This is a genomic window from Pseudomonas sp. BRG-100, assembly GCF_000737955.1.
GTDB classification, from domain to species: domain Bacteria; phylum Pseudomonadota; class Gammaproteobacteria; order Pseudomonadales; family Pseudomonadaceae; genus Aquipseudomonas; species Aquipseudomonas synxantha_A.
Window position 1 is genome coordinate 504621 of sequence record NZ_JPRX01000001.1, and the last position, 24120, is coordinate 528740.

Annotated in this window: 20 protein-coding genes; 9 read left to right on the forward strand and 11 right to left on the reverse strand. The window is 60.6% G+C overall.

Going from position 1 to position 24120, the window contains the following annotated elements; translation table 11 throughout:
- The first annotated feature begins 1 nt into the window (after nt 1).
- The 6 genes from JH25_RS24675 (at nt 2) to JH25_RS24650 (ending at nt 8335) form a co-directional block, all read left to right on the forward strand.
- Nucleotides 2-1831, forward strand: a complete 1830-nt coding sequence (locus tag JH25_RS24675; RefSeq protein WP_032875987.1) for an extracellular solute-binding protein — start codon at nt 2-4, stop codon at nt 1829-1831.
- On the forward strand, nt 1828-3666 hold the full coding sequence (locus JH25_RS24670) for an extracellular solute-binding protein (RefSeq protein ID WP_032875990.1): 1839 nt from the start codon (nt 1828-1830) through the stop codon (nt 3664-3666). The genes JH25_RS24675 and JH25_RS24670 overlap by 4 nt, the downstream gene beginning before the upstream one ends.
- Complete coding sequence (locus JH25_RS24665; RefSeq protein WP_032875993.1) at nt 3667-4740, forward strand: microcin C ABC transporter permease YejB; 1074 nt, start codon at nt 3667-3669, stop codon at nt 4738-4740.
- 1 nt (nt 4741) lies between these two features.
- Nucleotides 4742-5761, forward strand: coding sequence for an ABC transporter permease (locus tag JH25_RS24660; RefSeq protein ID WP_005788757.1), 1020 nt, complete (start codon nt 4742-4744; stop codon nt 5759-5761).
- A gap of 1 nt (nt 5762) precedes the next feature.
- Complete coding sequence (locus JH25_RS24655; RefSeq protein WP_032875996.1) at nt 5763-7364, forward strand: ABC transporter ATP-binding protein; 1602 nt, start codon at nt 5763-5765, stop codon at nt 7362-7364.
- A 77-nt stretch (nt 7365-7441) separates the two neighbouring features.
- The gene (locus JH25_RS24650) at nt 7442-8335 is read left to right on the forward strand and encodes an AraC family transcriptional regulator (protein WP_032875999.1); all 894 of its coding nucleotides are present in this window, start codon (nt 7442-7444) and stop codon (nt 8333-8335) included.
- On the opposite strand, the gene JH25_RS24645 is transcribed toward JH25_RS24650, so the two are convergent.
- Nucleotides 8277-8864, reverse strand: coding sequence for a LysE family translocator (locus JH25_RS24645; RefSeq protein ID WP_032803577.1), 588 nt, complete (start codon nt 8862-8864; stop codon nt 8277-8279). The two genes, JH25_RS24650 and JH25_RS24645, sit on opposite strands and share 59 nt — an antisense overlap.
- Before the next feature lie 173 nt (nt 8865-9037).
- Here JH25_RS24645 and JH25_RS24640 point away from each other — a divergent pair, with 173 nt between their 5' ends.
- A complete protein-coding gene (locus JH25_RS24640; protein WP_032876003.1) occupies nt 9038-10495 on the forward strand; it encodes an alpha/beta hydrolase in 1458 nt (485 codons plus the stop codon).
- 58 nt (nt 10496-10553) lie between these two features.
- On the opposite strand, the gene JH25_RS24635 is transcribed toward JH25_RS24640, so the two are convergent.
- Nucleotides 10554-12623, reverse strand: a complete 2070-nt coding sequence (locus JH25_RS24635; protein ID WP_032876006.1) for a PTS sugar transporter subunit IIC/EAL domain-containing protein — start codon at nt 12621-12623, stop codon at nt 10554-10556.
- A 343-nt stretch (nt 12624-12966) separates the two neighbouring features.
- Between JH25_RS24635 and JH25_RS24630 the strand changes: the two genes are divergently transcribed.
- The gene (locus tag JH25_RS24630; RefSeq protein WP_228309798.1) at nt 12967-13221 is read left to right on the forward strand and encodes a hypothetical protein; all 255 of its coding nucleotides are present in this window, start codon (nt 12967-12969) and stop codon (nt 13219-13221) included.
- A 10-nt stretch (nt 13222-13231) separates the two neighbouring features.
- Complete coding sequence (locus tag JH25_RS24625; protein WP_032876009.1) at nt 13232-13561, forward strand: DUF6388 family protein; 330 nt, start codon at nt 13232-13234, stop codon at nt 13559-13561.
- Nucleotides 13562-13569: 8 nt separating this feature from the next.
- Here the strand turns inward: JH25_RS24625 and JH25_RS24620 are convergent, their stop codons facing one another.
- Genes JH25_RS24620 through JH25_RS24585 form a run of 9 tightly spaced genes read right to left on the reverse strand, consistent with a single transcriptional unit; the run spans nt 13570 to nt 24112 of the window.
- Nucleotides 13570-14412: a serine/threonine-protein kinase gene (locus JH25_RS24620; RefSeq protein ID WP_032876012.1), complete on the reverse strand. Its 843-nt coding sequence runs from the start codon at nt 14410-14412 to the stop codon at nt 13570-13572.
- On the reverse strand, nt 14409-15140 hold the full coding sequence (locus tag JH25_RS24615) for a PP2C family protein-serine/threonine phosphatase (protein WP_032876015.1): 732 nt from the start codon (nt 15138-15140) through the stop codon (nt 14409-14411). The genes JH25_RS24620 and JH25_RS24615 overlap by 4 nt, the downstream gene beginning before the upstream one ends.
- Nucleotides 15137-18505, reverse strand: a complete 3369-nt coding sequence (gene tssM / locus JH25_RS24610) for a type VI secretion system membrane subunit TssM (RefSeq protein ID WP_032876018.1) — start codon at nt 18503-18505, stop codon at nt 15137-15139. The genes JH25_RS24615 and tssM overlap by 4 nt, the downstream gene beginning before the upstream one ends.
- A gap of 16 nt (nt 18506-18521) precedes the next feature.
- Nucleotides 18522-19382 carry a type IVB secretion system protein IcmH/DotU gene (gene icmH / locus JH25_RS24605; RefSeq protein WP_032876021.1) on the reverse strand — a complete coding sequence of 287 codons (861 nt, stop codon included), beginning with the start codon at nt 19380-19382 and terminating at the stop codon, nt 18522-18524.
- Between the two features lie 5 nt (nt 19383-19387).
- Nucleotides 19388-20716: a type VI secretion system baseplate subunit TssK gene (gene tssK / locus JH25_RS24600; RefSeq protein ID WP_032876024.1), complete on the reverse strand. Its 1329-nt coding sequence runs from the start codon at nt 20714-20716 to the stop codon at nt 19388-19390.
- 1 nt (nt 20717) lies between these two features.
- Complete coding sequence (gene tssJ / locus JH25_RS24595; RefSeq protein WP_032876027.1) at nt 20718-21203, reverse strand: type VI secretion system lipoprotein TssJ; 486 nt, start codon at nt 21201-21203, stop codon at nt 20718-20720.
- Between the two features lie 5 nt (nt 21204-21208).
- Entirely contained in the window at nt 21209-22405 is a 1197-nt protein-coding gene (gene tagH, locus JH25_RS24590; protein WP_032876030.1) for a type VI secretion system-associated FHA domain protein TagH, read from the reverse strand.
- An 11-nt stretch (nt 22406-22416) separates the two neighbouring features.
- Entirely contained in the window at nt 22417-22548 is a 132-nt protein-coding gene (locus tag JH25_RS27760) for a type VI secretion protein (protein WP_078821533.1), read from the reverse strand.
- A gap of 34 nt (nt 22549-22582) precedes the next feature.
- Nucleotides 22583-24112 carry a sigma-54 interaction domain-containing protein gene (locus JH25_RS24585; protein WP_032880979.1) on the reverse strand — a complete coding sequence of 510 codons (1530 nt, stop codon included), beginning with the start codon at nt 24110-24112 and terminating at the stop codon, nt 22583-22585.
- Between the last annotated feature and the right edge of the window lie 8 nt (nt 24113-24120).

Genomic DNA, 24120 nt, shown 5'->3' on the forward strand with positions numbered 1-24120 from the left:
CTTGAAGCGTCCTCTCCTTCTACTAACAAGTCTGGCCTTGAGCTTTGCTGCGAACGCGACGATTACCGAGAGCCACGGTTACGCGCAGTTCGGCTCACTCAAGTACCCGGCCAAATTCACCCATTACGATTGGGTAAACCCTGCAGCGCCCAAAGGCGGCACGCTGCGGGTTATGGCCTTTGGCACCTTCGACACGCTCAACCCCTATACCTTCAAGGGCACCAGCCCGGTTTCCACCGGCAATTTCCTGCAATACGGCGTCAATGAGCTGAACGAACCCTTGATGGTCGGCACCGGCCAGTACGCGCCGTCGGGCGACGAGCCCACTTCCAGCTATGGCCTGATTGCCCAGTCGGTGGAATACAGCGAGGACCGCAGTTGGGTGGTGTTCAACCTGCGCCCCGAAGCGCGCTTTCACGACGGCAAGCCGATCACCGCCGCAGACGTGGCGTTTTCCTATCGCACGCTGTTGACCGAAGGCCATCCGCAATACCGTACGAGCCTGCAGGAAGTGGCCCGGGTCGATATTCTCAACCGCCACCGCATCCGTTTTGTATTCAAGCGTGCGGGCAACCCGTTGCTGATCCTGCGCCTGGGCGAATTGCCGGTGCTGCCCCTGCACTACTGGAAGAACCGCGATTTCAAGGCCACCACCTTCGAGCCGCCGCTGGGCAGTGGACCGTACCGCATCACCAAGGTCGCCCCTGGGCGGCAGTTGGTGTTTGAACGGGTCAAGAATTACTGGGGCAAGGACCTGCCGGTCAACCGAGGCTTCTACAACTACGACAAGGTCGAGGTGGAGTTCTATCGCGACAGCGACGTGGCTTTTGAAGCCTTCAAGGCTGGTGAATTCGACATTTATATCGAGCATCAGGCCAAGAACTGGGCCACGGGCTACAACTTCCCGGCGGTCAATCGTGGCGATGTGATCAAGGCGCAGATTGCCCACCAGATCCCCACCCAGAGCCAGGGCCTGTTCATGAATACCCGGCGGCCCGCCTTCAGCCAGACCAAGGTCCGCGAAGCCCTGGGGTTGATGTTCGACTTCGAGTGGACCAACCGCACCCTGTTCAGCAGCGCCTACAAGCGTTCGGTGAGCTATTACCCCAACAGCGAATTCTCGGCCACCGGCCTGCCCGTGGGCCATGAGTGGCTGATGCTCTCGCCCTATCGCGACCAACTGCCGGCCGCACTGTTTACCCAGCCGTTCAGCCTGCCGCAGACCGACGGTCGCGGTATCCCCCGCGACACGCTGCGTCGCGCCCTGGCACTGCTCGGCGAAGCCGGCTGGAAACTGTCGGGCCAACGCCTGCTCAACAAGGATGGGCAACCGCTGCGCCTGGAGATCCTGTTGGTCAACCCGAACCTTGAGCGCATCCTGCAACCTTATGTCGAAAATCTGACCCGCATCGGCATCGACGCCCGCTTGCGCACCGTCGACCGGGCACAGTACAAACAGCGCCTCGATCAATTCGATTTCGACATGATTCTGATGACCCTCAACCAGACCTTGAGCCCGGGTCTAGAGCAGTGGCAGTACTTTCACTCCAGCCAGGCCACGATCAAAGGCAGCAAGAACTACGCCGGCATCGCCAACCCGGTGGTCGACCATCTGTTGGATCAACTGCTGGCGGCGCAGACCCGCGAAGAACAACTGGCGGCCGGCCGCGCCCTGGACCGCGTGCTGCTGTGGCAGCACTACAGCATTCCCAACTGGTACCTCAACTATCATCGCCTGGCGTACCGCAACCGGTTCGCCTTCGTTACCACGCCGCCCTATAGCCTGGGCCTGAGTGCGTGGTGGCTGAAAGCTTCGGAGAAAGCCCAATGATGTCTTTGCGTACTACCCTGTTCGCCAGCCTGTTGCTGTGCACCGCGGCCCAAGCCGCCCCGCAACACGCGCTGACCCTCTACAACGAGCCCCCCAAGTACCCCGCCGACTTCAAGCATTTCGACTACGTCAACCCCGACGCCCCCAAAGGCGGCACCTTCCGCGAATCGGCCATGGGCGGCTTCGACAGCCTCAACCCCTACATCAGCAAGGGCGTGCCGGCGGATAACCTGCCGTTGATCTACGACACCCTGGCCATGCAAAGCCTGGACGAGCCCATTACCGAATACGGGCTGGTGGCGGGCAAGATCGAAAAAGCCCCGGACAACAGTTGGGTGCGTTTCTACCTGCGCCCCGAAGCGCGCTTCCACGATGGCCATCCGATGCGCGCCGAGGACGTGGTGTTTACCTTCCAGACCCTGATCAAGGACGGTAACCCGCTTTACCGCAACTACTACGCCGATGTCGACGAAGTCGTGGCCGAAGACCCGTTGCGTGTGCTGTTCAAGTTCAAGCGCACCAACAACCGCGAATTGCCGCTGATACTCGGGCAGTTGCCAGTACTGCCCAAGCACTGGTGGGCGACTCGCGACTTCTCCAAGGGCAACCTGGAAGCGCCCCTGGGCAGCGGGCCGTACCAGGTGTCGGAGGTCAAGCCCGGACGCATGATTCGCTACGAGCGGGTCAAGGACTACTGGGCCAGGGACCTGCCGGTGAACAAGGGCTTCTACAATTTCGACACCCGCATCACTGATTACTACCGTGACAGCACCGTCTCCCTGGAAGCCTTGAAGGCCGGGCAGTTCGATTACTGGCTGGAATTCAGCGCAAAGAACTGGGCCAATGCCTATAACATCCCGGCGGTGACCCAGGGCCGACTGATCAAGGAAGAGATCCCCAACGGCAACCCCACCGGTATGCAGGGCTTTGTGTTCAATATGCGCAAGCCGATGTTCCAGGATGTGCGGGTGCGCAAGGCGATCAGCCTGCTACTGGATTTCGAATGGAGCAACAAGCAGCTGTTCAACGGCGCGTACACCCGAACCCGCAGCTATTTCGAAAACTCGGAAATGGCCGCCACCGGTTTACCTGGCCCGGATGAACTGGCGATCCTTGAGCCTTTGCGCGACAAGATCCCGCCCGAAGTCTTCACTCAGGCCTTCGAACCTTCCAAAACCGATGGCAGCGGCATGATCCGCACCCAGCAGCGCGAGGCTTACCAGCTGTTGCAAGCTGCCGGCTGGAAGATTGTCGATGACAAGATGGTCGACAGCACCGGCAAACCGGTGACTATTGAATTCCTGCTGGCCCAGACCGAATTCGAACGCATCCTGCTGCCGTTCAAGCGCAACCTGGCCGACCTGGGCATCGACCTGGTGATTCGCCGAGTGGATGTCTCGCAGTTCGTCAACCGCCTGCGCTCACGGGATTTCGACATGCTGGTGGGCAGCTTCCCACAGTCCACCTCGCCCGGTAACGAGCAGCGCGAATTCTGGAAGTCGTCCAGCGCCGACAAACCCGGCAGCCGTAACTACATGGGCCTCAAGGATCCGGCCGTTGACCAACTGGTCGAAGAGCTGATCGATGCCGGCTCGCGCCAAAGCCTGATTGCCCACGCCAGGGCGCTCGACCGCGTACTCCAGTTTGGTTACTACGTGGTGCCCAACTGGCACATCAAGACCTTCCGCGTGGCGTACTGGGACCACTTGGGTCATCCCAAGGTCTCGCCACGCTACGACGTGGGCACGGCCACCTGGTGGGCCAAACCCGATGTCAAACCGGCGGTCTCCCTGGACACCACACAAAACGCCGATGCGGCGAGCGGAGGCGATTGAATGCTGGCCTATATTGTTCGCCGCCTGTTGCTGATCATTCCCACGCTGTTCGGGATTTTGCTGATCAATTTCGTCATCATCCAGGCCGCCCCCGGCGGGCCGGTGCAGCAGATGATCGCCAAGCTGGAAGGCTTCGACGGCGCCACCAGCCGTATTGCCGGGGGCGGGGCCGAAGTTGCGGTGGCCGGCTCCAGCTACCGTGGCGCCCAGGGCCTGGACCCGGCGCTGATCAAGGAAATCGAAAAGATGTACGGCTTCGACAAGTCGGCGCCGGAACGCTTGTGGATCATGGTCAAGAACTACGCCCGGCTGGATTTTGGCGACAGTTTTTTTCGTGACGCCAAGGTCATCGACCTGATCAAGGAAAAGATGCCGGTGTCCATCTCTCTCGGGTTATGGAGCACCCTGATCATGTACCTGGTGTCGATTCCGCTGGGGATCGCCAAGGCCACGCGACACGGCAGCCACTTCGATGTGTGGACCAGCTCGGCCATCATCGTGGGTTATGCGATTCCGGCGTTCCTGTTTGCGATCTTGCTGATCGTGGTGTTTGCCGGCGGCAGTTATTTCGACTGGTTCCCCTTGCGCGGGCTGACCTCCAACAACTTCGACGAGTTGAGCGTTGGCGGCAAGATCCTCGATTACTTCTGGCACTTGGCCTTGCCCGTCACCGCACTGGTGATCGGCAACTTCGCGACCATGACCCTGCTGACCAAGAACAGCTTTCTCGACGAGATCAACAAGCAATACGTGGTCACTGCCAAGGCCAAAGGGCTGACCAACCACCGCGTGCTCTACGGCCACGTGTTCCGTAATGCGATGCTGCTGGTGATCGCCGGCTTCCCCTCGGCGTTCATCGGCATCTTCTTTACCGGCTCGCTGCTGGTGGAGGTGATCTTCTCCCTCGACGGCCTGGGCCTGATGAGCTTTGAAGCGGCAATCAACCGCGACTATCCGGTGGTATTCGGCACGCTGTTTATCTTCACCCTGCTGGGGCTGGTCGTGAAACTGATCGGTGACCTCACCTATACCCTGGTCGATCCGCGTATCGACTTCGCCAGCCGGGAGCATTGAGATGAACCTGTCCCCCCTCAATCGCCGCCGGTTCGAGCGGTTCAAGGCCAACAAACGTGGCTGGTGGTCGCTGTGGCTGTTCCTGATCCTGTTCGGGCTGAGCCTGGGCGCCGAGCTGATCGCCAACGACAAACCCCTGGCCGTACATTACGACGGCGACTGGTATTTCCCGGCGCTCAAGCGCTACCCCGAGACCACCTTCGGCGGCGAATTCCCCCTGGAAGCCAACTACAAGAGCCCGTATATCCAGGAGCTGCTCAAGGCCAAGGATGCCTGGACCTTGTGGGCACCGATCCCGTTCAGCTACCAGAGCATCAACTACGACCTGAAGGTCCCCGCCCCTGCCCCCCCTTCAAGCGTCAACCTGCTGGGTACCGATGACCAGGGGCGTGACGTGCTGGCGCGGGTGATCTACGGCTTTCGCGTATCGGTGCTGTTTGCTCTGACCCTGACCGTGCTCAGCTCGATCATCGGCGTGATTGCCGGCGCGTTGCAGGGGTTCTATGGCGGCTGGGTCGACCTGGCCGGGCAGCGCTTTCTGGAGATCTGGTCGGGGCTGCCGGTGCTCTACCTGCTGATCATCCTCGCCAGCTTCGTGCAACCCAACTTCTGGTGGCTGCTGGGGATCATGCTGCTGTTTTCCTGGATGAGCCTGGTGGATGTGGTGCGCGCCGAGTTCCTGCGCGGGCGCAACCTTGAGTACGTGCGCGCAGCACGGGCGCTGGGCATGCAGAACGGCGCGATCATGTTCCGCCATATCCTGCCCAATGCGATGGTCTCGACCATGACCTTTTTGCCATTCATCCTTACCGGCGCCATCGGCACCCTCACCGCCCTGGATTTCCTTGGCTTCGGCCTGCCGGCGGGTTCGCCGTCGCTGGGTGAACTGGTGGCCCAGGGTAAATCCAACCTGCAAGCGCCGTGGCTGGGCATGAGTGCCTTTGCCGTACTGGCGATCATGTTGAGCCTGCTGGTGTTTATCGGCGAGTCCGCTCGCGATGCGTTCGACCCGAGGAAATGAGATGAATCCGGACAATCTGATTGAAATCCGTGACCTCAGTGTCGAGTTTGTCACCGGTGAACATCACCACCGCGTGGTCAACCAGGTGAGTTTCGACATCAAACGGGGTGAGACCCTGGCACTGGTCGGCGAAAGCGGCTCCGGAAAGTCGGTAACGGCCCACTCGATCCTGCGGCTGCTGCCCTACCCGTTGGCGCGACACCCGAGCGGCACTATCGAATACGCCGGGCAAGACCTGCTGACCCTTAAAGAAAAGACCCTGCGGCATATTCGCGGCAACCGCATTGCAATGATCTTCCAGGAGCCGATGACCTCGTTGAACCCGCTGCACTCCATCGAGAAGCAAATCAACGAAGTACTCGGCCTGCACAAGGGCCTGACGGGCAAGGCCGCCACCCGGCGCACCCTGGAATTGCTGGAGCTGGTGGGCATCCCCGAACCGCACAAACGCCTCAAGGCGCTGCCCCACGAATTGTCCGGCGGCCAGCGCCAGCGGGTGATGATCGCCATGGCGTTGGCCAATGAGCCGGAGCTGCTGATCGCCGATGAGCCGACCACGGCCCTGGATGTCACCGTGCAGTTGAAGATCCTGGAGTTGCTCAAGGAGTTGCAGGCGCGGCTGGGCATGGCGCTGTTGCTGATCAGCCACGACCTCAACCTGGTGCGACGCATCGCCCATCGCGTGTGCGTGATGCAGCAAGGTTGCATCGTGGAGCAGGCCGAGTGCGAGACATTGTTCCGGTCGCCCCAGCACCCCTATACCCAGGAATTATTGGCAGCAGAGCCCAGCGGCGGGCCGGCCGGCAATGAGGTCGGCCCACCGTTGCTGGAAGTAGACGACCTGAAAGTCTGGTTCCCGATCAAGAAAGGCTTTTTGCGCAACACCGTGGATTACGTCAAGGCGGTGGACGGCATCAATTTCAGCCTGCCCCAGGGGCAAACCCTGGGCATCGTCGGTGAAAGTGGCTCGGGCAAGTCCACCCTGGGCCTGGCGATTTTGCGCCTGATCGGCAGCAAGGGCGGGATACGCTTCGAAGGCCAGCAACTGGACACGCTTACCCAGCAACAGGTGCGCCCGTTGCGCCGGGAAATGCAGGTGGTGTTCCAGGACCCATTCGGCAGCCTGAGCCCGCGCATGTGCGTCAGCGAAATCGTCGGCGAGGGCTTGCGCATCCACAAGATGGGCACGCCTGACGAGCAGGAAGCAGCGATTATCGCAGCGCTCAGGGAAGTGGGCCTGGACCCCGAATCCCGTCATCGCTACCCCCACGAATTCTCCGGTGGCCAACGCCAACGTATCGCCATCGCCCGCGCCCTGGTGCTCAAGCCGCGCCTGATTTTGCTGGACGAGCCCACCTCGGCCCTGGACCGCACGGTACAACGCCAGGTGGTTGAGTTGCTGCGCGGCTTGCAGGCCAAGTACAACCTGACGTACCTGTTTATCAGCCATGACCTGGCGGTGGTGAAGGCGCTCAGCCACCAACTGATGGTGGTCAAGCAAGGCCAGGTGGTGGAGCAAGGCGATGCCAAGGCGATTTTTGCCGACCCACAACATGCCTACACCCGCCAATTGCTCAAGGCCGCCTTTTTGGTACCTGCCTGACATCACATCAAGGCTGACGCCACTGGCGGTGTGTGTAAAGATCAGCCCTCGATCTCTCAAGGGATGGAGCCACCGCCATGTCGCTGAACACCACTGCCCGCCCCGCTCAGGCGCCTTGTTTCTGGCGCGACGAACGCTTGCCGTTTATCGAGGCGCGCACCATTGCCGACGGGCGCAAAGTCACCTATACCCGGCACGCCCATGAGCACTTTTCCATCGGCGCGATTACCGCCGGGCGCAGCTATTACCACTACGACATACAGACGTTCGAGATCAGCGCAGGCACCGTGGTGCTGATGAACCCCGGCGACGTGCACGCCTGTAACCCTATCCAGAATGAGCATTGGTCCTACCATATGCTCTACCTGGACACACCCTGGCTGACCGACCTGCAGCACCAGTTGGGTTTCAGCACCGACCAGGGTTACCGCCCGTTCAGCACCCCCTATACCCTAGACGTCTCGCTGTATAACGGCTTATTGGCGTTGTACCGACTGTTGGTGGATGAGCAGGCCGAACTGCTGCACAAACAGAGCGCGCTGGTGGGTTACTTCAGCGAAGTCCAGCAGCGTTTGAACCCCTCGCTTACGCCGATACGGGAGGTCAATCACAAGCTGGAGCGTGCAGCGGACTTCATCCGTGAACACTGCACCGAGGCGTTGAAGCTGGAGGACATTTGCCTGGCAGCCGAGCTATCGCCGTCGTACCTGATTCGCGCCTTCAAGCAGTATTACGGGCTGACACCCCATGCCTTCCTGGTCAATCGCCGTATCCAGTTCGCCCGCGCTCGATTGCGCGACGGCGAACTGATTGCCGATGTCGCCCTGGCCGCAGGCTTTGCCGACCAGGCGCACTTCCAGCGCACGTTCAAACAGCACTTTGCCGCCACGCCCGGGCAGTACCGCGAGAACCTCAAGCCATCAGCAAATAACCCACACTGGCCACCAGCAACGCGGCCATTGAGCGGTTGAACAGGCGCACGCCCTGCGGGTTGTTCAGGTAGCGACGCAAAAACGTCCCGGCATACGCCCAGCACGCTACCGACAGGTAGCAAATCACCAGGTAAAGCGCCGCAAACAGCCATACCTGCCCCGCATCGCCATCGGCCACGAACAGCCCCATCCCGGCCACGCATGCCAGCCAGGCTTTGGGGTTGAGCCATTGCATGATCGCGCCGTACAGCATCGATGGCGCGGTAGCGGCGCCTTCAGCGTCAAGTCGACCGTCATCCATCGCCAGTTTCCAAGCCATATACAACAGGAAAGCCACCCCGCCCCACTGGATCACCTGAGTCAGTATCGGCCAGCGCACCAGCACTTCATGCAGCCCCAGGCCGATCAGCACCAGCAGTAAAGTGAAGCCGACTGCCGCGCCGAACACATGTTTCTGGCTGGCGGCAAAGCCAAAGCGTGCACCGCTGCTCAGGGCAACCACGTTGACCGGGCCAGGGGTAATGGAGGTGGCCAGGGCGAAAGCAGCCATGGAAATGATCAAGCTCATTGCAGTCCCTTCTTGTTAAGTCAAACACAGGTGACTTCACGGTAAAGGCTCAGACACTGCGGATATTGAACAAAATGCCCCTTGGTGAACATTTGTGGTGATTCTGTAAAGGCGTGATTCCAGGCCACCTATCTCGGTTAAGGTAGGCGCCCTTTGGCCTTGACTCACTCTTCATGTCAACACTCAAGCACCTGCTGGTACTGCTCCCGCTGATCATCCTGTCCCAGTCTGCCCACGCCCAGCCCGGCGCTGTGCGTTGGCAGCCGTGCACCGACAGCCCGTTCGACAATTGGTTTGACGCTGAGCCACCGGAGGATCTGCTGTGCGGCTATGTTGAGGCGCCTTTGGGATATTCGGGCCACGCCAAGGCGGACAAGGTACGACTCGCGCTGACCCGCTTGCCTGCCACCAGCGTCAAACAGGGCAGCGTAGTGGTGATCAGCGGGGGACCGGGGCTGCCCGGGATCAACCCCTTCCTGGCCGATGACGACACCGTGGCCAGGCTCACGCGGTCCTACGACATTATCGGCTACGACCCGCGAGGCGTGGGGCAGTCAACACCGAAGATTTCCTGTGCCTTGCCCGAGCGAGACGAAAAAACGGTCATCGACGAAAACGACGTTGGCGCCTTGGAAGCCCAGGTCCGCAAAACCCTGGCCGCCTGCATCGAACATACCGGCGCAAAGGTCTTGCAGCACATGGGCACCGACGACGCGGTCAATGACCTTGATGTGATCCGGGCTGCGTTGGGCGAACCCGGTTTAACCGCAGTGGCCTACTCCTACGGCACCCAGGTCGCGGCACTCTATGCCGAACGTTTTCCAGCGCAAACCCGTGCATTGGTGCTGGACGGCGTGGTGGACCTTTCAGAGGACGATTACACCCAACTACTGAATCAGGCTCGCGGCTACCAGCAGACCTTCAAGCGCTTTGCAGCGTACTGCGCGAAAAACCGTGACTGCCCTTTACCGCCCGATGAGGCGGGAGCGAACGAGGCGTTTCATCAACTATTACGCCAGGTATACGACACAGCCTTGATCACGCCCGACGGGGACGAAGTGACCGCCGACGACCTATTGACCACCACTCAAGCACTGCTGCTGTGGTCCGACCGCTGGCCCGAGCTGATGGCTTTGTTGCAAAAGGCCAACGACAGGATCGCCGATGAACAGGTAGCCGGGTTGATTGACGAAAACGTCGGGGAAGATGCCGATGATGCCCTGAGCGTAATCTCTTGTGCAGACGTCGCAATCCCGGGTCGCGATGTTCAGTTATTGCGCAAACAGAGACAGGCGATTCGAGAGGCCTCGCCCTTCACCAATTACCTGGCGGTGCAGCAGTCGGGCCTGGAACTGTGCGACCTGTGGCCATGGCGCGGCACACTTTCAGCCCACGTGCCGGTGGCCGCACCGAGCCTGCCACCGTTGCTGTTTGTCGGCCAGCGATTCGATCCGACTACGCCCTACATCAACGCACGGCAGATGGCGAAATGGTTTAAAAGCCCACTGGTCACCCGTGAGGGAGACGGGCACACCCTGGTGCTCAACGGCATCGACCGCTGCGTGGACGAGGCTGTCGTCGACTATCTGCTGGCGCCTCGTGAGACCAGAACGGACAAGACCTGCCGCTAGCCAAGTGCCGAGTGGTGGGGCAAGAGCGTCTGGCTATCCGGTCGTCCCCACCGCCGGATCAAACCACCGCCGCCCGCTCGCGCACAAAGCGCGGCAACTGATCACCCGGCAATGCCTTGCTGAAATACCACCCCTGGATAAACAACTCAGGTCCCGTACTCAAGAACGCCAGTTGCTCGGCAGTCTCCACCCCCTCCACTACCACGCCCAGGTTCAACGCCTCACAAAACCGCAACATGCCGGTCAGCACTTGGGCGCCCTTGGGGTCGCGCTGGGCCACCACAAAACTGCGGTCGATCTTGATAAAGTCCACAGGGAACTGGTGCAGGTAACTCAACGCGGAAAACCCGGTGCCAAAATCATCGAGATACACTTTTGCTCCGGTGGCCTGCAGTTTATGGATGGTTTGGCGGGCGGCGGGAATATCGCTGACCAGCGCATCTTCGGTGATTTCCACCGACACCCGGCCATCGGCCTGGGCAAGAATTTCCACCAGGCGATCACCATAGGCAGCGTCCTTCAAGGTGGCACTGGAAATGTTTATGGTCATGGGCAGTTCAAAGCCGATCTTGCGCCACTTCTGATACTGGCGCACGGCCTGGGACGCCACCCACACGTCCACGTCCGGCATCAGCCTGGCTTGTGCCAGCCATTGCAGGAACTCCCAGGGTGAATGCACCGTGCCGTGGCTGTCCCGGGCGCGCATCAATGCCTCGCACCCGGTGCACAAGCCGGTACGGGTAGACACCTGGGGTTGGAATTCAAGGTAGAACTCGTAATCGCTGATCTGCTGGATCCGGCTCAATTCAACGGCCTGCCGCGCCAGGGTCCGGTGGGAGGCCATTACCGGATCGAACTCCAGCAGGCGGCCTTTTTCTTCGAGGCCGCGAAAGGTCATGTCAAGAGACTTGAGATAAACCGTGCCACCGTCGATGGACTGACGATGAATGGCCCGCACGTAGGGCGCATACACCAGCGTGCCCATGCCCAACAGCAACACTTGCAGGGCCACAGCCGCCACGTCGCCATGGGTGCTGAGGTAGGCATTGAGCAGCACCGGCGCGGTAAACGGCACGCTGGCCACCGCCGGCGAGACCCAGCCCAATTGCACCACCGTCAAAGCCACCATCGCGTTGAACGCCGGCACCAGTAGAAACGGTATGAACAAACGCGGGTTGAGAATGATCGGCAAGCCAAACAACAGCACCTCGCTGACGTTGAATAACGACAACGGCAAGCTGGCGATCGCCAGCAACCGCATGGAGTGGCTGCGGGAAAACACCAGGATCGCCAGCAGCAGGCACAAGGTCGCGCCCGATCCGCCGATAAACGCAAAACTGCCGAGCAGGCCGTTATTGAGCAGGTATTGGACCGGCTGCCCCGCCGCCAGCGCCGCACCGTTGAGCACCACGGCCTGGTCCAGTACATCGAACAACGGCTGCATGGCATAGACGCCGTGAATGCCGAAGAACCACAGCAGCGAATTCATCAGCGTTACAAACAACCCAGTGCTGTAAGGCGATTGCAACGCATCGAGCACCTGAGGCCCCTGCAATTGCGCCACGTAGGGAATCAGCAACAGCAACGTCAGTATCATCACCAATGACAACGCCGTGATCGCGCCAGGGATCACCATGTTGATGGTGCCCTTGAGGTTATGCCCAACCAGGTCTTCGTTGACCAGGCGTGTCCAGCGAAAACGGTGCAGCCAGGCAATGACCGGCACATTGATCAAGGGCGAAGCGATGGCAATAAACAGCAGGAAGGTGGCCGACGCCCGGGGATACTCGCGCAATACAAACGTGGCAACCACCACGTGGGTCAGGCACAGGAAGGCGACCGGCAGCTGTGGCAGGCGATGCTGGATCGCCAACATGTAACCGATGGAGGCCGCAACCAGCAAGGGAATCACCGAGCTGATCTGGTTGTGCAACCCCGCCAGGAAACTCACTACCTGGGGGGCGAACCCCAACGCCTGGGCGCACTCGGACAGGATCAGGAATCCGGCGGATACCAACAAACACGGCAGTATCCACAACAACCCCTCGCGAATCGCACGCAACGACTCGGTGCTGGCCAAGACCGCCAGGCGCTGGGTAAGGAAAAGTTTGAACAGCGTTTGCGCCATGAGCCGTCCTCTGCCCGTCACCTATTGCCGCTGGAAGCCAGGGCCGGAAACACACGCTAACGCTACACGCCCTGAGAGCAGGAGCGAAAGACTTTTGCCAACCCGTACCGCGCTTCTTGGGATAAAACGCACGATAGCCGCACCTATTTCCCACCGAATTATCGAACTTTCTGACTTGAAGCAACCCCTAAGGCTATCTGAGTCGGTATCATCCGCGTCTGTCTGCGTGTTAAAGGATGTTACAACTTGCAAACCAGCAGGTACGCAGTCAGGGAATCAGGCCTGGAACGACAACAGGCACAAAGGAGAGAGCTTCACTATGCAAGACAAGCGGTCAAGCAACATGCGTCCCCTATTTGTCACCATTTTGCTGTGGTTGTGCAGTGTGGTGCTGCTGTTTGTAATCAAGAATGTCATTGAGCTGTTCACCGGGCCTGTCGCTGAAACCTGGGTTGACCTGGCACTGGTGCTAGTCGCTTACCTGATGTTCTTCTTGCTGGCGCCGTTGCAGAACTGGATGCGACGCAGAGCCCGCAAACGTGCGCGCCTTCACCCCAGCGCGCACTCAGGCGATTCCAAGTCCCGTCCTTCGCACTAAGGGCACATCCTTGTCAGCACCCAGCGATACTTACCAGCTCGCCTTGGACAGGTTTTTGCGCGATCAGCCACACATCGCCGCTGAGCTGGACAACCTCAACCCGTTGGCCGCCCAGGCCAGGGGGGAAACCCTGGCGCAGTATCGCGCCGAGCGCTTGCACGAAGCGTTCGAAGCCCACGCGGAGCAGCAACACCTGTTCGCCTGGGAACTGACCCTTAAACTGACGGCCGACTCCACCGAAACCTTCGAGGCCCAGCGCCGCGAAGTGCATAAAGAAGTCGCACAGATGGCCGGTATGGACTGGGTGGAGTATTGCCAGCTGCATGGCCTGGCGGTCTGACCTTTACCCTACAAGTACCAGCGTGGCCGGCTACAGGCCATCACTTGGCGCAATTCGGCGACTGTTACGGTTCGACGCTGCGGATCTATCGCCAACGCCGAATGTAATGCCGGCCAGCAGTGCCTGGGTAATTGCGCGGGCCGGGCCAGCCGGTCAGTGAAAGAGCGTGCGCCGATGCGCTGGCCACTAGCCAGCTCATACACAATGCAAGCCATGCCGTATACGTCCGCAGCGCCGCTCAGCGCACCGCCGTCCAGTAACTCCGGGGCCGCGTAGGCGGGTGTCCAGGCATTGAAACGAGTACGGCTGACACTTGGCAAACCCATCGCCTCCTGCGTCTGAGCATGCCCCAGGCCAAAATCGAACAAACATACGCCCTCCTCTCCCACCATGACGTTGGCGGGTTTCACATCGCCATGCAGGACGTTCTTCTGGTGGATGTAGGCCAAAGCATCCAGCAACTGCAGCGCGATGGGTTGCAGTTCCTGCCAGGGCAAACCATAGGGGCACTCCAGCAGCAGCCGGTCGAGGGTCACCCCTTGCAGCAGCTCCATGGTGAAAAACGCAATTTTGCTGTGGGTGTCGACCTCAAAGGAAAACACCCGTACCACACGGTCATGTCGCAGGCTGCGAGCCAACGCAAACTCGCCGTACAACAGCACATGCGCGTCGGGGCACTGGGAAATGGACTCGCCCAGCAGCTTAAGTGCCACCCTGGAGCAAGGCTGGCCCAATTGCTCATGCAACAGATCGCGCGCGCGGTACACCACACCCATGCCGCCGCTGCCCAGGACGTGCTCAAGGTGATAACGCCCTGCCAGCAGACGGGATGGTGCGACCGCCAGGTTCAAGGTTGCACCACAACTGCGGTCAGGTCATCTCGCACCGGCCTGCGCAACGCCCCGGCGAATAATTGTTCCACCGCCTGCCGGGGCGTTCTCCTGCTCAACGCCCGTCCCACCTCGACATGGCTGAGGGTCTGATACAGGCCATCGCTGCACAGCAGGAATACATCCCCAGGGCGAGTACTGAGCTCCAATACCTCAAGGTCCAAACGCGAGCGCGCACCAACGGCGCGGGTCAAGGCCCTGGCATCGGGGTGCGCCTGGGCTTGCGCCACGCTGATATGACGCTCGTCCATGAGGCGCCGCAGCAGCGAGTGATCCTTGGACAACTGGTACAAGTTCTGGCCCCGCCATAGATAGCAGCGACTGTCTCCAGCCCAGACACAGGCCGCCCGCCCGTTCTCCAACAGCAAGGCAACCACGGTACTGCCCATCGTCGCGCCATCATTTGTGTCGGGCTCTGTCCACGCGCGCCGCAATCGCTGGTTAACGCCTTGCAAACTTTCCCGAACGGCATTGATCCGTTGATGGAGGTTGCCATGAGCCGGCACTGAAGCCAGGTGGCTGACCACCCAACGACTGGCGACATCACCGTGCCGATAGCCGCCCATTCCGTCCGCCACAGCCCAGCAACCGCCATGCGGGTTGTCCAGAAACGCATCTTCATTACGCAGTCGCGCCTGCCCTCGCTGGGTGCGCCCGGCACTGCGCCAATGGGCGCCGGCCTGGCTCACAGTTGCTCCGGCAATCGAAAGGTGCGCCATGTGTCCATATCAAACGGCCCTGGCGTGCGCTGGCTGGTCAGCAGGTAATTGGCGCGCAGACCGGCGAGGTCTGCCTTGAAAATCTGCATATTTGCACCACTTGCGGGTTCTTTCTGCAGCAGATCGAAAAACCGGAACAGCGACCAGGCCCCTGCGTTTTTCTCGATCCCCAACGGGCGCTGCTCCGTACCTCTGTCCAGCACAAGGCTGCTGCGCCCATTCTCTGCCTCGGTGGGCCAATGAAACGGCATGGGCGTGATCGGGCCGTGCCGATATTCCAACTGCTGGTCGCCAAACCGCAGTACGGCTCGGCTGACCGATTGGTCCAGGCTGTAGGGCGCCAAGGTAAATCGCACAGATAACTCCCCCGAGTCCTCGCTGAAAAAGCCGCGGCGGATTACCTGGGTTTTCGTCAGTTGGTCCAGCAGCGAGCGCGAAACCGGCAAACTCTGGCCATCCAACCCACGCAACCTGTAGCGGCTGCCATCGGCGCTGATGAAAGGCCGAAGATATCCCTCATAAAAACGTGCCATTACCCCCTGCGGCTTGAAGAACTCCTGAAAATCATGCAGCGCAACATCACTGCTTGCATGGGCATTGAATGGATAACGTCGGCGAAGGGCCTTGGCATAAAGGCTATGTACGTCGCTTTGATACCGTTGATTGACATGCACATACGCCTGCTCCAGCAAATGCCGCCAACTGTCGTCGGCCACGCCCTCGAACCAACCGGCAAGCGGCAGCGGCAGACGCGCAGCAGCATCACGCAAATTGCCCAGTACATCCTGCTGCCCCTCCATACGCTGTCGAGCCCGCAGGAAGGCCGCCTGTTCTGGCGCACTGTCACGGTTCAATGCCGTGAGTTGCAGGTGCAGCTCACCGAGCAAACGCAACGCCTGGGCCAGCTCTGCGCCGGGGTTGTGCTGCTCATCGAGCAACTGATGCAAGGGTTCAAACCGCTGCTGCAATGCCCGCCGTGGCGCATCGTCAAAAACCGACTGCCCATCCGTCAACGTCGCCTTGGCCAGCCCTGCCAGCTCTCCCGAATGCTGGGACACCTTATCCAGCAGCACATGGCCTGGCAGCAAACGAGTGTTTTCCCGCAACTGCTGCAATAGCCGAATCAACGGGGACTGTGCCGAGGTCAGGCTCATGAGCTGGTCGGCATCCTGGCGCAGGCTGTCGGTCTGTTGCAGCCTGACTCGTCCGAGTACGTCGCTCCAGGCATCGGCATACTCACTGAAGTAGCGTTGCTGCAGTTCTGCCATCAACCGCCGCAGATCCTGTGGCCCCAGGTCGGTGCCCTGCCCCAGCACCCAATTATCCTGAGCGATGGCATTGACCAGCCTCGGGCCCTGCGCCTCAAAGTACTGCACATATCTTTTTGTATAGAAACCGGGAACAGGCGGGTCGATCGTGGCAAATACCTTACCCTCGGCCAGGCGCAACGGTTCCAGGTTGCGCGCTTGTTCGCGCAATACTCGATACACGCCATCGGCCAAAGATTCCCCTCTCAGCACTTCGCGGGCCTGGGCCACTCGTTCATCGTTGAGCGGTGTGACAAACGGCCGTTCAAGCAGCCGTGCCAAGTGCTCTCCCAGACGCTTCTGCGTGGGCATATCCCCGGCAAAACGCACTGACCAAAGGCCTGTCACATGCTGTGCCAGCCAGGTGGCGTCACGGCGCTCGCGCAGATTGAGCATCAAATACGCACGCAGGTTATCCAATAACCGTTCGCGGTCCCCCAGGCTTGCGTCTATCTGTTCTTCAAGCTGCGCGGTTATCCAGACCAGCAGCTGCTGTTGCAGCGCCTGCTCATAAGCCTGGTCTACCCAGGCACGACTCACCTCGCCCTGATACAGGCCGAGGCGCTCGACCAAGCGCACATCCTGCGCCGCCGGAAACACCCGGGTCGCCGCCAACCGCGCATCCAACAGCCCCAACAACGCCGGGCTTTCATCGTTTTGAGCCCCTGTGGCCGGCATCGTCTGGGCGACCAATGCCGCCAGTTGGACCAGGCGTAGCTGGTTGACGCTGTAGCTGTACATCCACAGGCCACCGACACCGCCAAGAATCAGCGCGACTGTCATCGCTTGCAGGCCCTGGCGCTGACGGATGCGCTGCTGCTCCTGGGCTTGCAGGCTGGCAAGACCGGCTTCGGCAAAGATCACCTGGCTGAACAGCCCCCTCACAAAACGTGCATGCCTGTCATCGGCACAGGTCAGGAAGAACCCTCGCAAACCATTGATGGGTTGGTAGCGATGAGCAGAAAAGGCCATTTCAGCGAACAGGCTTACACGCTCACCGACGCGTGCCGCCTGTTGGGGAAACTCCAGGATCTGACCACGACGTTCAACGTTGCCCTCCTGGTGCAGTCGCGCAATCAGCTCACCGTTCAAACGCTGCAACAATCCCTCGACGGCCTCGTGCACCTGAGTAATTTCAGCCATGCCGCTGCCGACGTCCAGTGGCTGCCCCAGCAGACTGTCGGCACTTTCCCCATGGGGTGAATCAAAGAACTCAGCGAATCCCGGCAATCGATCGGCCTGGGTCAACACCAGATAGATCGGCACATCCACATGTAGCGTTTGCCGGATCTCCTGCAAGCGCGCGTGCACACGACGGGCATGGTGATCCAGGTCGTACTCGCTGGTGTTGAGCAACGTGTCTACCGACAGCGCCACCACCACGCCGTTGAGCGGGCGCACCCGGCGGCGCCACCTGAGGAGATTCAGCAGGGTGGCCCAGCCTGCGGCATCCACTGCACTGTCAGGTTGGGTCAGATAGCGCCCCGGGGTGTCGACGAGTACGCCTTCGTCGGCGAAGTACCACTCGCAATGAGCACTGCTGCTCGTCGGTCGCCTGTCAGCGTGTTCAGGCGATAACTGCAAGCCGGCTGCCGCCAGCAGCTGCGTCTTGCCACTGCCCGGCTCACCCATCAACAGGTACCAGGGCAACTCATGGCGCCAACGCGCGCTGCGCTCTCCATAACCGCTGGAGGTTTTCAGCAGGTGAACCGCATCCTTGAACCGAGTGCGTACGCAGCGGTATTCGTTCTCCACACGTGTCGACGGCTGCTGGCGGGGCTGGCGCTCAGACCGTGGACGCCGGGCGGCACGACCACCGCCGGCAAGGACCATCACCAACCCCCAAAGCAGAAACACGACACTGATGGTGACCAGGCGAGCCGTCGCGCCCTGCCAAACAGGCTGATCATTCACCGCCAGCAGCGGCCCCCAAAACCACACCACTGCCGCACACGAAAGCGCCAGCAACAGGCTCCAAACCCAAATCCGGCCCAGCACGGCGCCCACACCCTTGAAGAATGCGCTCATTCTTTGCTCCCTGCGTTTACAAGGACGTGCGGATCAAATCCGACGCCGAAAATTGAAGCGGTTGCAGCGCGTTCGCGCGCTCCGTGCTCAGCACCCAGGCAAATCCTGTGTACATTGCCAGCAAGCAAACCAGGGTGAAGATGACCAACCAGGTAACGGGAACAACGCACAACCCCGTACGCCGGCTCGCCCCGTGCATCGCGGGTACGGGTGGCGCCGGCGACGGCTCCCCGCGTACGTGCCGGATCTGGCGATACAAGGCATCGCGAACACCCTCCAGTTGCGACATGCCGCGCTCCATCACTCGGTATTTGCCCTCGAACCCCAGGGATAGGCACAGGTAAAGCAGCTCCAGCATCGGCAGGTTCTTCACCGGGTCGCGTGATAGACGCTCCAGCAGTTGGAAAACTTTTTCGCCCCCGAAGGTTTCGTTATGAAAGCGGCTCAACAGGCTAACCTTCGACCATTCACTCTGTGCCCCCCACGCCGTAGTAACAACCGCCTCATCGATCACACTGCACAACACATAACGCGCCGACATGACTTGGCTGCTTTCAACACCGCCCTGCAAGGCGCGGGTTTCGAATTGAGTCACCGTCAATGACAATCGGTCGTTGAGCGTGCCCAGGTCTTCGCGACCAGAGCAGACCCTGAGCGCCACGATCTCGGACAACACCGCCCAAGCCGCAGCCACCAGCGGGTTGAGCCCAGCCTTGAAGCTCGACGCATCGAGCATACGGCCGGCATAGATCATGCGATCTTCCAGCTGCTCATAGCGTGGCGGCGATGGGAAGTCCGTCAATGCCCCCTGTGCAGGCCCATGACCCTCGCGGTCGAGCAGGACGGTTCTTTCATCCTGTGTGTACTCACTGTCCATGGCATTCAATTCCTGATGGCCCAAAAGTTGAGTTCAAGCCCGGCGAAGTCACCGCCTACGTGGAACGCGAAACCGCCCGACTGCTGCAATTGCGCGATCTCGGGGGCACTCATATCGAGGATGAAGTAGGTCTTGCCGGCATGAAACGGAATCTGCCGCGGCGCCACTGGCAGCGGCTTGACCTTGATACCGGCCAGGTGCAGGTTGACCAACTCACGTATGCGCTCTACCGGCCCGACTTTCAGGTGTGCCGGCAGGCGCTGGCGCAGTTCCTCTGCCTCACACTGCGCGGTGGCTGCCAGGATGAACGTGGCCGTGCCGAGCAATTTCAACTCGTTGACCGGGCAGACCAGAACGCCGTACTGGCGTGGTTGCAATGTCAATTCGATCGCATGTTGCTCAAGCACCACCGACAGGACGGCGCGTAGGCGCTCCATCAACCCACGAAAACTGGCGCCCTGGTCGCTGTGTCGATAATGCACGTCCAGCTGCGCGCGTTTACTGTCACAGGCGAACGTTGATAGCTCGCCGAGCATCGACACCAACAGGCGGAACAGCGCTTCGGGTCGAACCTGGGCCTGGCTCAGGCAGTGCCGCAGCGCAAGTTCGGTACGATTGATCACCTGCAGCATCAGGAAATCACCGAGTTGTGTGCTTGCAGCCGTGCTCTCGCCACGAATGCGCGCCGCGATGGCATCGCCGCGGCTGGCAAGCAGACCGACGACTTCGTTAAGGCACGACGCCAAGTAGCCATGCTCCTGCACGAAAATGAAGGTCGGGATGAACGCGGTATCCAGGCTCACGCCCCCTTCACCGCTGACCTCCAGTACCTGGGCAACCTTGAGTTTGACGAAGCTCTGATCACCCGCCTGCTCGCCCAATACAAGGCGTAAGTCGGGCCGTGCGCAGCTGATTCGGCAACGCGCATCTACACCCAGGTTGGAGTCTCCCACTTCCACTTCGCATCGCAGGTAACGCGCCAGAACATCGCTCTGTTCAGGCTGGCGGACCTCAAGGTGATTGCCGCTGGCCAGGGGCAGTGCCAGGTAAATGCCCTGCCTGCCCGCATCAGTTGGCACCTGCAACACCAGCGGTTCCATAGCGGCACTCAAATCAAACAAGCTACCGTCCGGCAAGACGCCACTCGCCTGGTTGACCACCAGCTTGCCCAGCTTTAGGTATTGCTCATTCAATTCCAGCGTAAGGAAGCCCCAGGCATCACTGCCCAACAGGCGCGTCTGGTTGAGTTGCTGCTGGTAATAGCGGTCGTTGTGCTGCAAGTGCTGTGGCCGCAGCAACATGCCTTCTTGCCAGATCACTTTATGAACAGGCATCTCAGCGCACCTCCATCCCGGCGAGCGAGTCGACGACGCGTATACCGTCCTGGTCCAGCACCAGATCGGCACGGTTGCGCTGGTGCATAGTCACGGGGATCAACTGCCGCCATTGAACGTGCGGCAAGTCTCGGTAAGCCGCCAACACCCCTACAAAACGACTGTCGGGACCGATACGGAGTTTGAGCGCCAGGTGGTCACCTGGACGCAGCTCGACTTCTTCACTGCTTACCCAGTCCTTTGCCAGCAATTGCTGCGCCTTGTCATACAGGCTGAAGAAGTCGGCATGTTCGAAGGCTACGCCATGGCGCAGTTCGATCAACTGCACCACCACGGGAGAGGGGCGACCGTGCAGGTCAGGGTTGACGTGCTCGTTGGCGGTCAACACAACGTCCAGCTTGGTCAGCGTGGAAAAAGGCGATACGGCGCTGCAACCCGCCAAGAAACCAAACAAAAGCAACACCAAAGCACGGGTAGCTCGATACATGAATATCATCCTGAAAAATCAATGTGCAGGGAGGAGATCAGGCGCACCTGTTCTTCATAGGCCGTGGCGAAATCGCCGTTCAACGGGCGATCGTTCAACGGCCCTTGCGCCACCAAACGCTGGTAGTGACGCTGGTAAGCACGCCAACGCGCGCCATCGGTGAAAAATCGTGGCGGCTTGCCCTGAGATTCAAAGCACCAGGCCAAATGGTTCGGCTCGAAGGCCGTGTACACCTTGTTCACGGTGCTGCGACAGGCAGCCTGCAGCGCGACCTGATGTACCTGCAGCTCCCGATGAGCCAGACCAATGGCCCGCGAGGCGGGCATTTGGCCCAAAGCCCCTGTATCCAGCAGTGCGGATAACGCCGCGTTGGTGTCGCTGAACATTTTCAAAGGGTTCCGGGCTGCGCCCTGACTGTCGAACGACGACCTCCCCCATTCGTGATGCAACTCTTCACGCGTGCGCAGGGCTTGTTGCAGCCCCTGGATCGTCAAGCGAAACAAGCCCGCGACCTTGATCGCCAGCACCTCCCTGGCCGCTGGGTCGAGTGCGTCGAGCCCCACGCCCAAGGCCGCCGCGAACTTTGACCAGAACACTTCATCAGTCGAGGGTGCCATTGCACTAACGTGCACCGCAGCAACCTCTACCCCGGGTTCTGCCCGGCGCGGGAATGTCACATGCTCCCTATCGGTCCCGTGGCGTTCGGCCCACACCCCTTGCTCATCAACGGCCTCGCTCAATGCTGCCAGGTCATCCGAGATGGCCTGCTGCTGGTGCTCCAGGTCCAGCGCGTGCAGAGGGTCCAGGGACAGGAAGGCATCATCGGGAATCGGTACTGCCACACTGGCACGCAGCTCGCCGCAAGGTCGTGCGGGTTGCAACAAACGCGCACGTAGCACCAACGCCCCAAGTTCGAATACATCGCCATCATTGATCAATCGCGCCTGCCCCTTGCGCAGGCGTTCAGCACTGCCTGCCACGCCAATACCGTTGCGGCTGATATCAGTCAGGAAATAGCGTCCCTCACGGTAACCGACTAATCCATGGTGACTGGAGAGCACGCGGCTGGGGTCGGGTATCACCCAGTCACATCCGGGGCCGCGGCCAATCACGCCGCCCACTGCGTCAAATACTTTGTGGGCCGAGGGTTCGGCGCTGGCGCTGTCGACCGTACAGACCTCAAACACAAGCTGCATCGTCATGATCCCTCTATTCATCGGCCACGAATAATTGCCTGTGGGTCACCCAGAGGACGGTACTCGGCATCATCGAACACGTAGTTGGCGTTACAGCCACCCAGCAAACACAACACAAGCAACACGGCGTGCCATGGACGGTCAGGCATCAGGTTTCTCCCACAGTAAAAATCAAGTGCACCACTAGCATTTCCCCCTGGCATCGCCGACGGGGATATTCAAGCGTGCAAGACGGTAAAGCAGCGTGCGTCGGGCAACCCCTAGCTCCCTTGCGGTACGGGTGCGATTGCCATGGTTCTTGTGCAAGCAATCGAGCAGGAACACTCGCTCTACTCGTTCCATGCGCTGGCGCAGCGTCACATCGTCGCTCGCGGCCGGCGCCGCAGTCGGTGGCAGCGCCAGGTGCTCCGGCAAGATCACGCCGGCGTCACACAACAACACGGCACGCTCAACCATGCATTTAAGCTCGCGTACGTTGCCGGGAAAGGCGTGGCCGGACAGTTGATCAAGGGCCAGGGTGGACCAACCCACGGGTGACCTCTCCAGCGCCGCGCACGCCTCGTCAGTGAAATAGCGCGCCAGTTGCAGCAGGTCGCCGTCTCGCTCGCGCAGGGCCGGTAACGTGATCGGAAACTGCACGAGCCGGTAATAGAGGTCTTCGCGAAAGCGCCCCTCGGCGACCATCGCAGCGAGGTCGCGATGAGTGGCCGCAATGATCCGCACGTCGACCTTATGCGCCGCGCTGGCACCCAGCGGCCGGACCTCGCCCTCCTGCAAGGCCCGCAGCAATTTGGCTTGCAGTGCCAGCGGCATGTCGCCGATTTCATCCAGCAGCAACGTACCGCCGTGCGCGGCATCAAACAGACCCGCATGATTGCGCTCGGCCCCCGTGAACGCACCTTTGCGATAACCGAAGAGCTCGCTCTCAAGCAGCCCTTCAGGGAACGCTGCGCAGTTCTGCACGACGAAGGCTTTCTCCCGGCGCGGGCCGGCCGCATGAATGGCCCGAGCTACCACTTCCTTGCCGGTACCGGTCTCGCCGCACAGCAGTACGGTATACGGGGTATGCAGGACTTTACTGATCAAATGGCACGTCTGTTTCATCGCCGCACTGGAGCCAATCAATCCGTACTCCCTGGCCAATGGCTTGTTGCACCTGAGCCTTGAATCAACGTTGGGCTGCATACTGCGCAGTACCAGCAGCTGGTTCACGGCGAAGCTGCCCAACTGCGCCAGGGAGGTGGCGTAGCCTTGCAACTGGCCCGGCTGTTGCCGAGCGCACAGCAGCACACCGGCGACCCGCTCACCACGATTGAGCAACGGCACGCTCAACAGCGCCCGCCAGGGCTTCACCGGTACGGGCAGGAAATTAACGTCATGGCAACTGCTCTGCACATCTTCCAGGCTCAGGACAGCACCTTGGCTCAAGGTATGGTTCAACAGGGGTGGATGGTGCAGATCAGAATCTGCGACCGCGACGACCATCGATGCCGCCTCGGACAAATGTTGGGCAATCAGTTCAAGGCGACCGGTCACTTCATTGAGCAGGTAAAACTGGCTGAGTTCGCACTGGCTCAGTTGTGCCACACCGGCGACGAGCGCGTCAGGCAGCGCCTGTTCATCACGGTACAACGCCAGGCGTGTAAAGCAGGCGGCCAGCGCATTGGCGTATACCAGTGGGTCGGACAATTCGCCTGGCAGGTCCACATTCATCATGATCA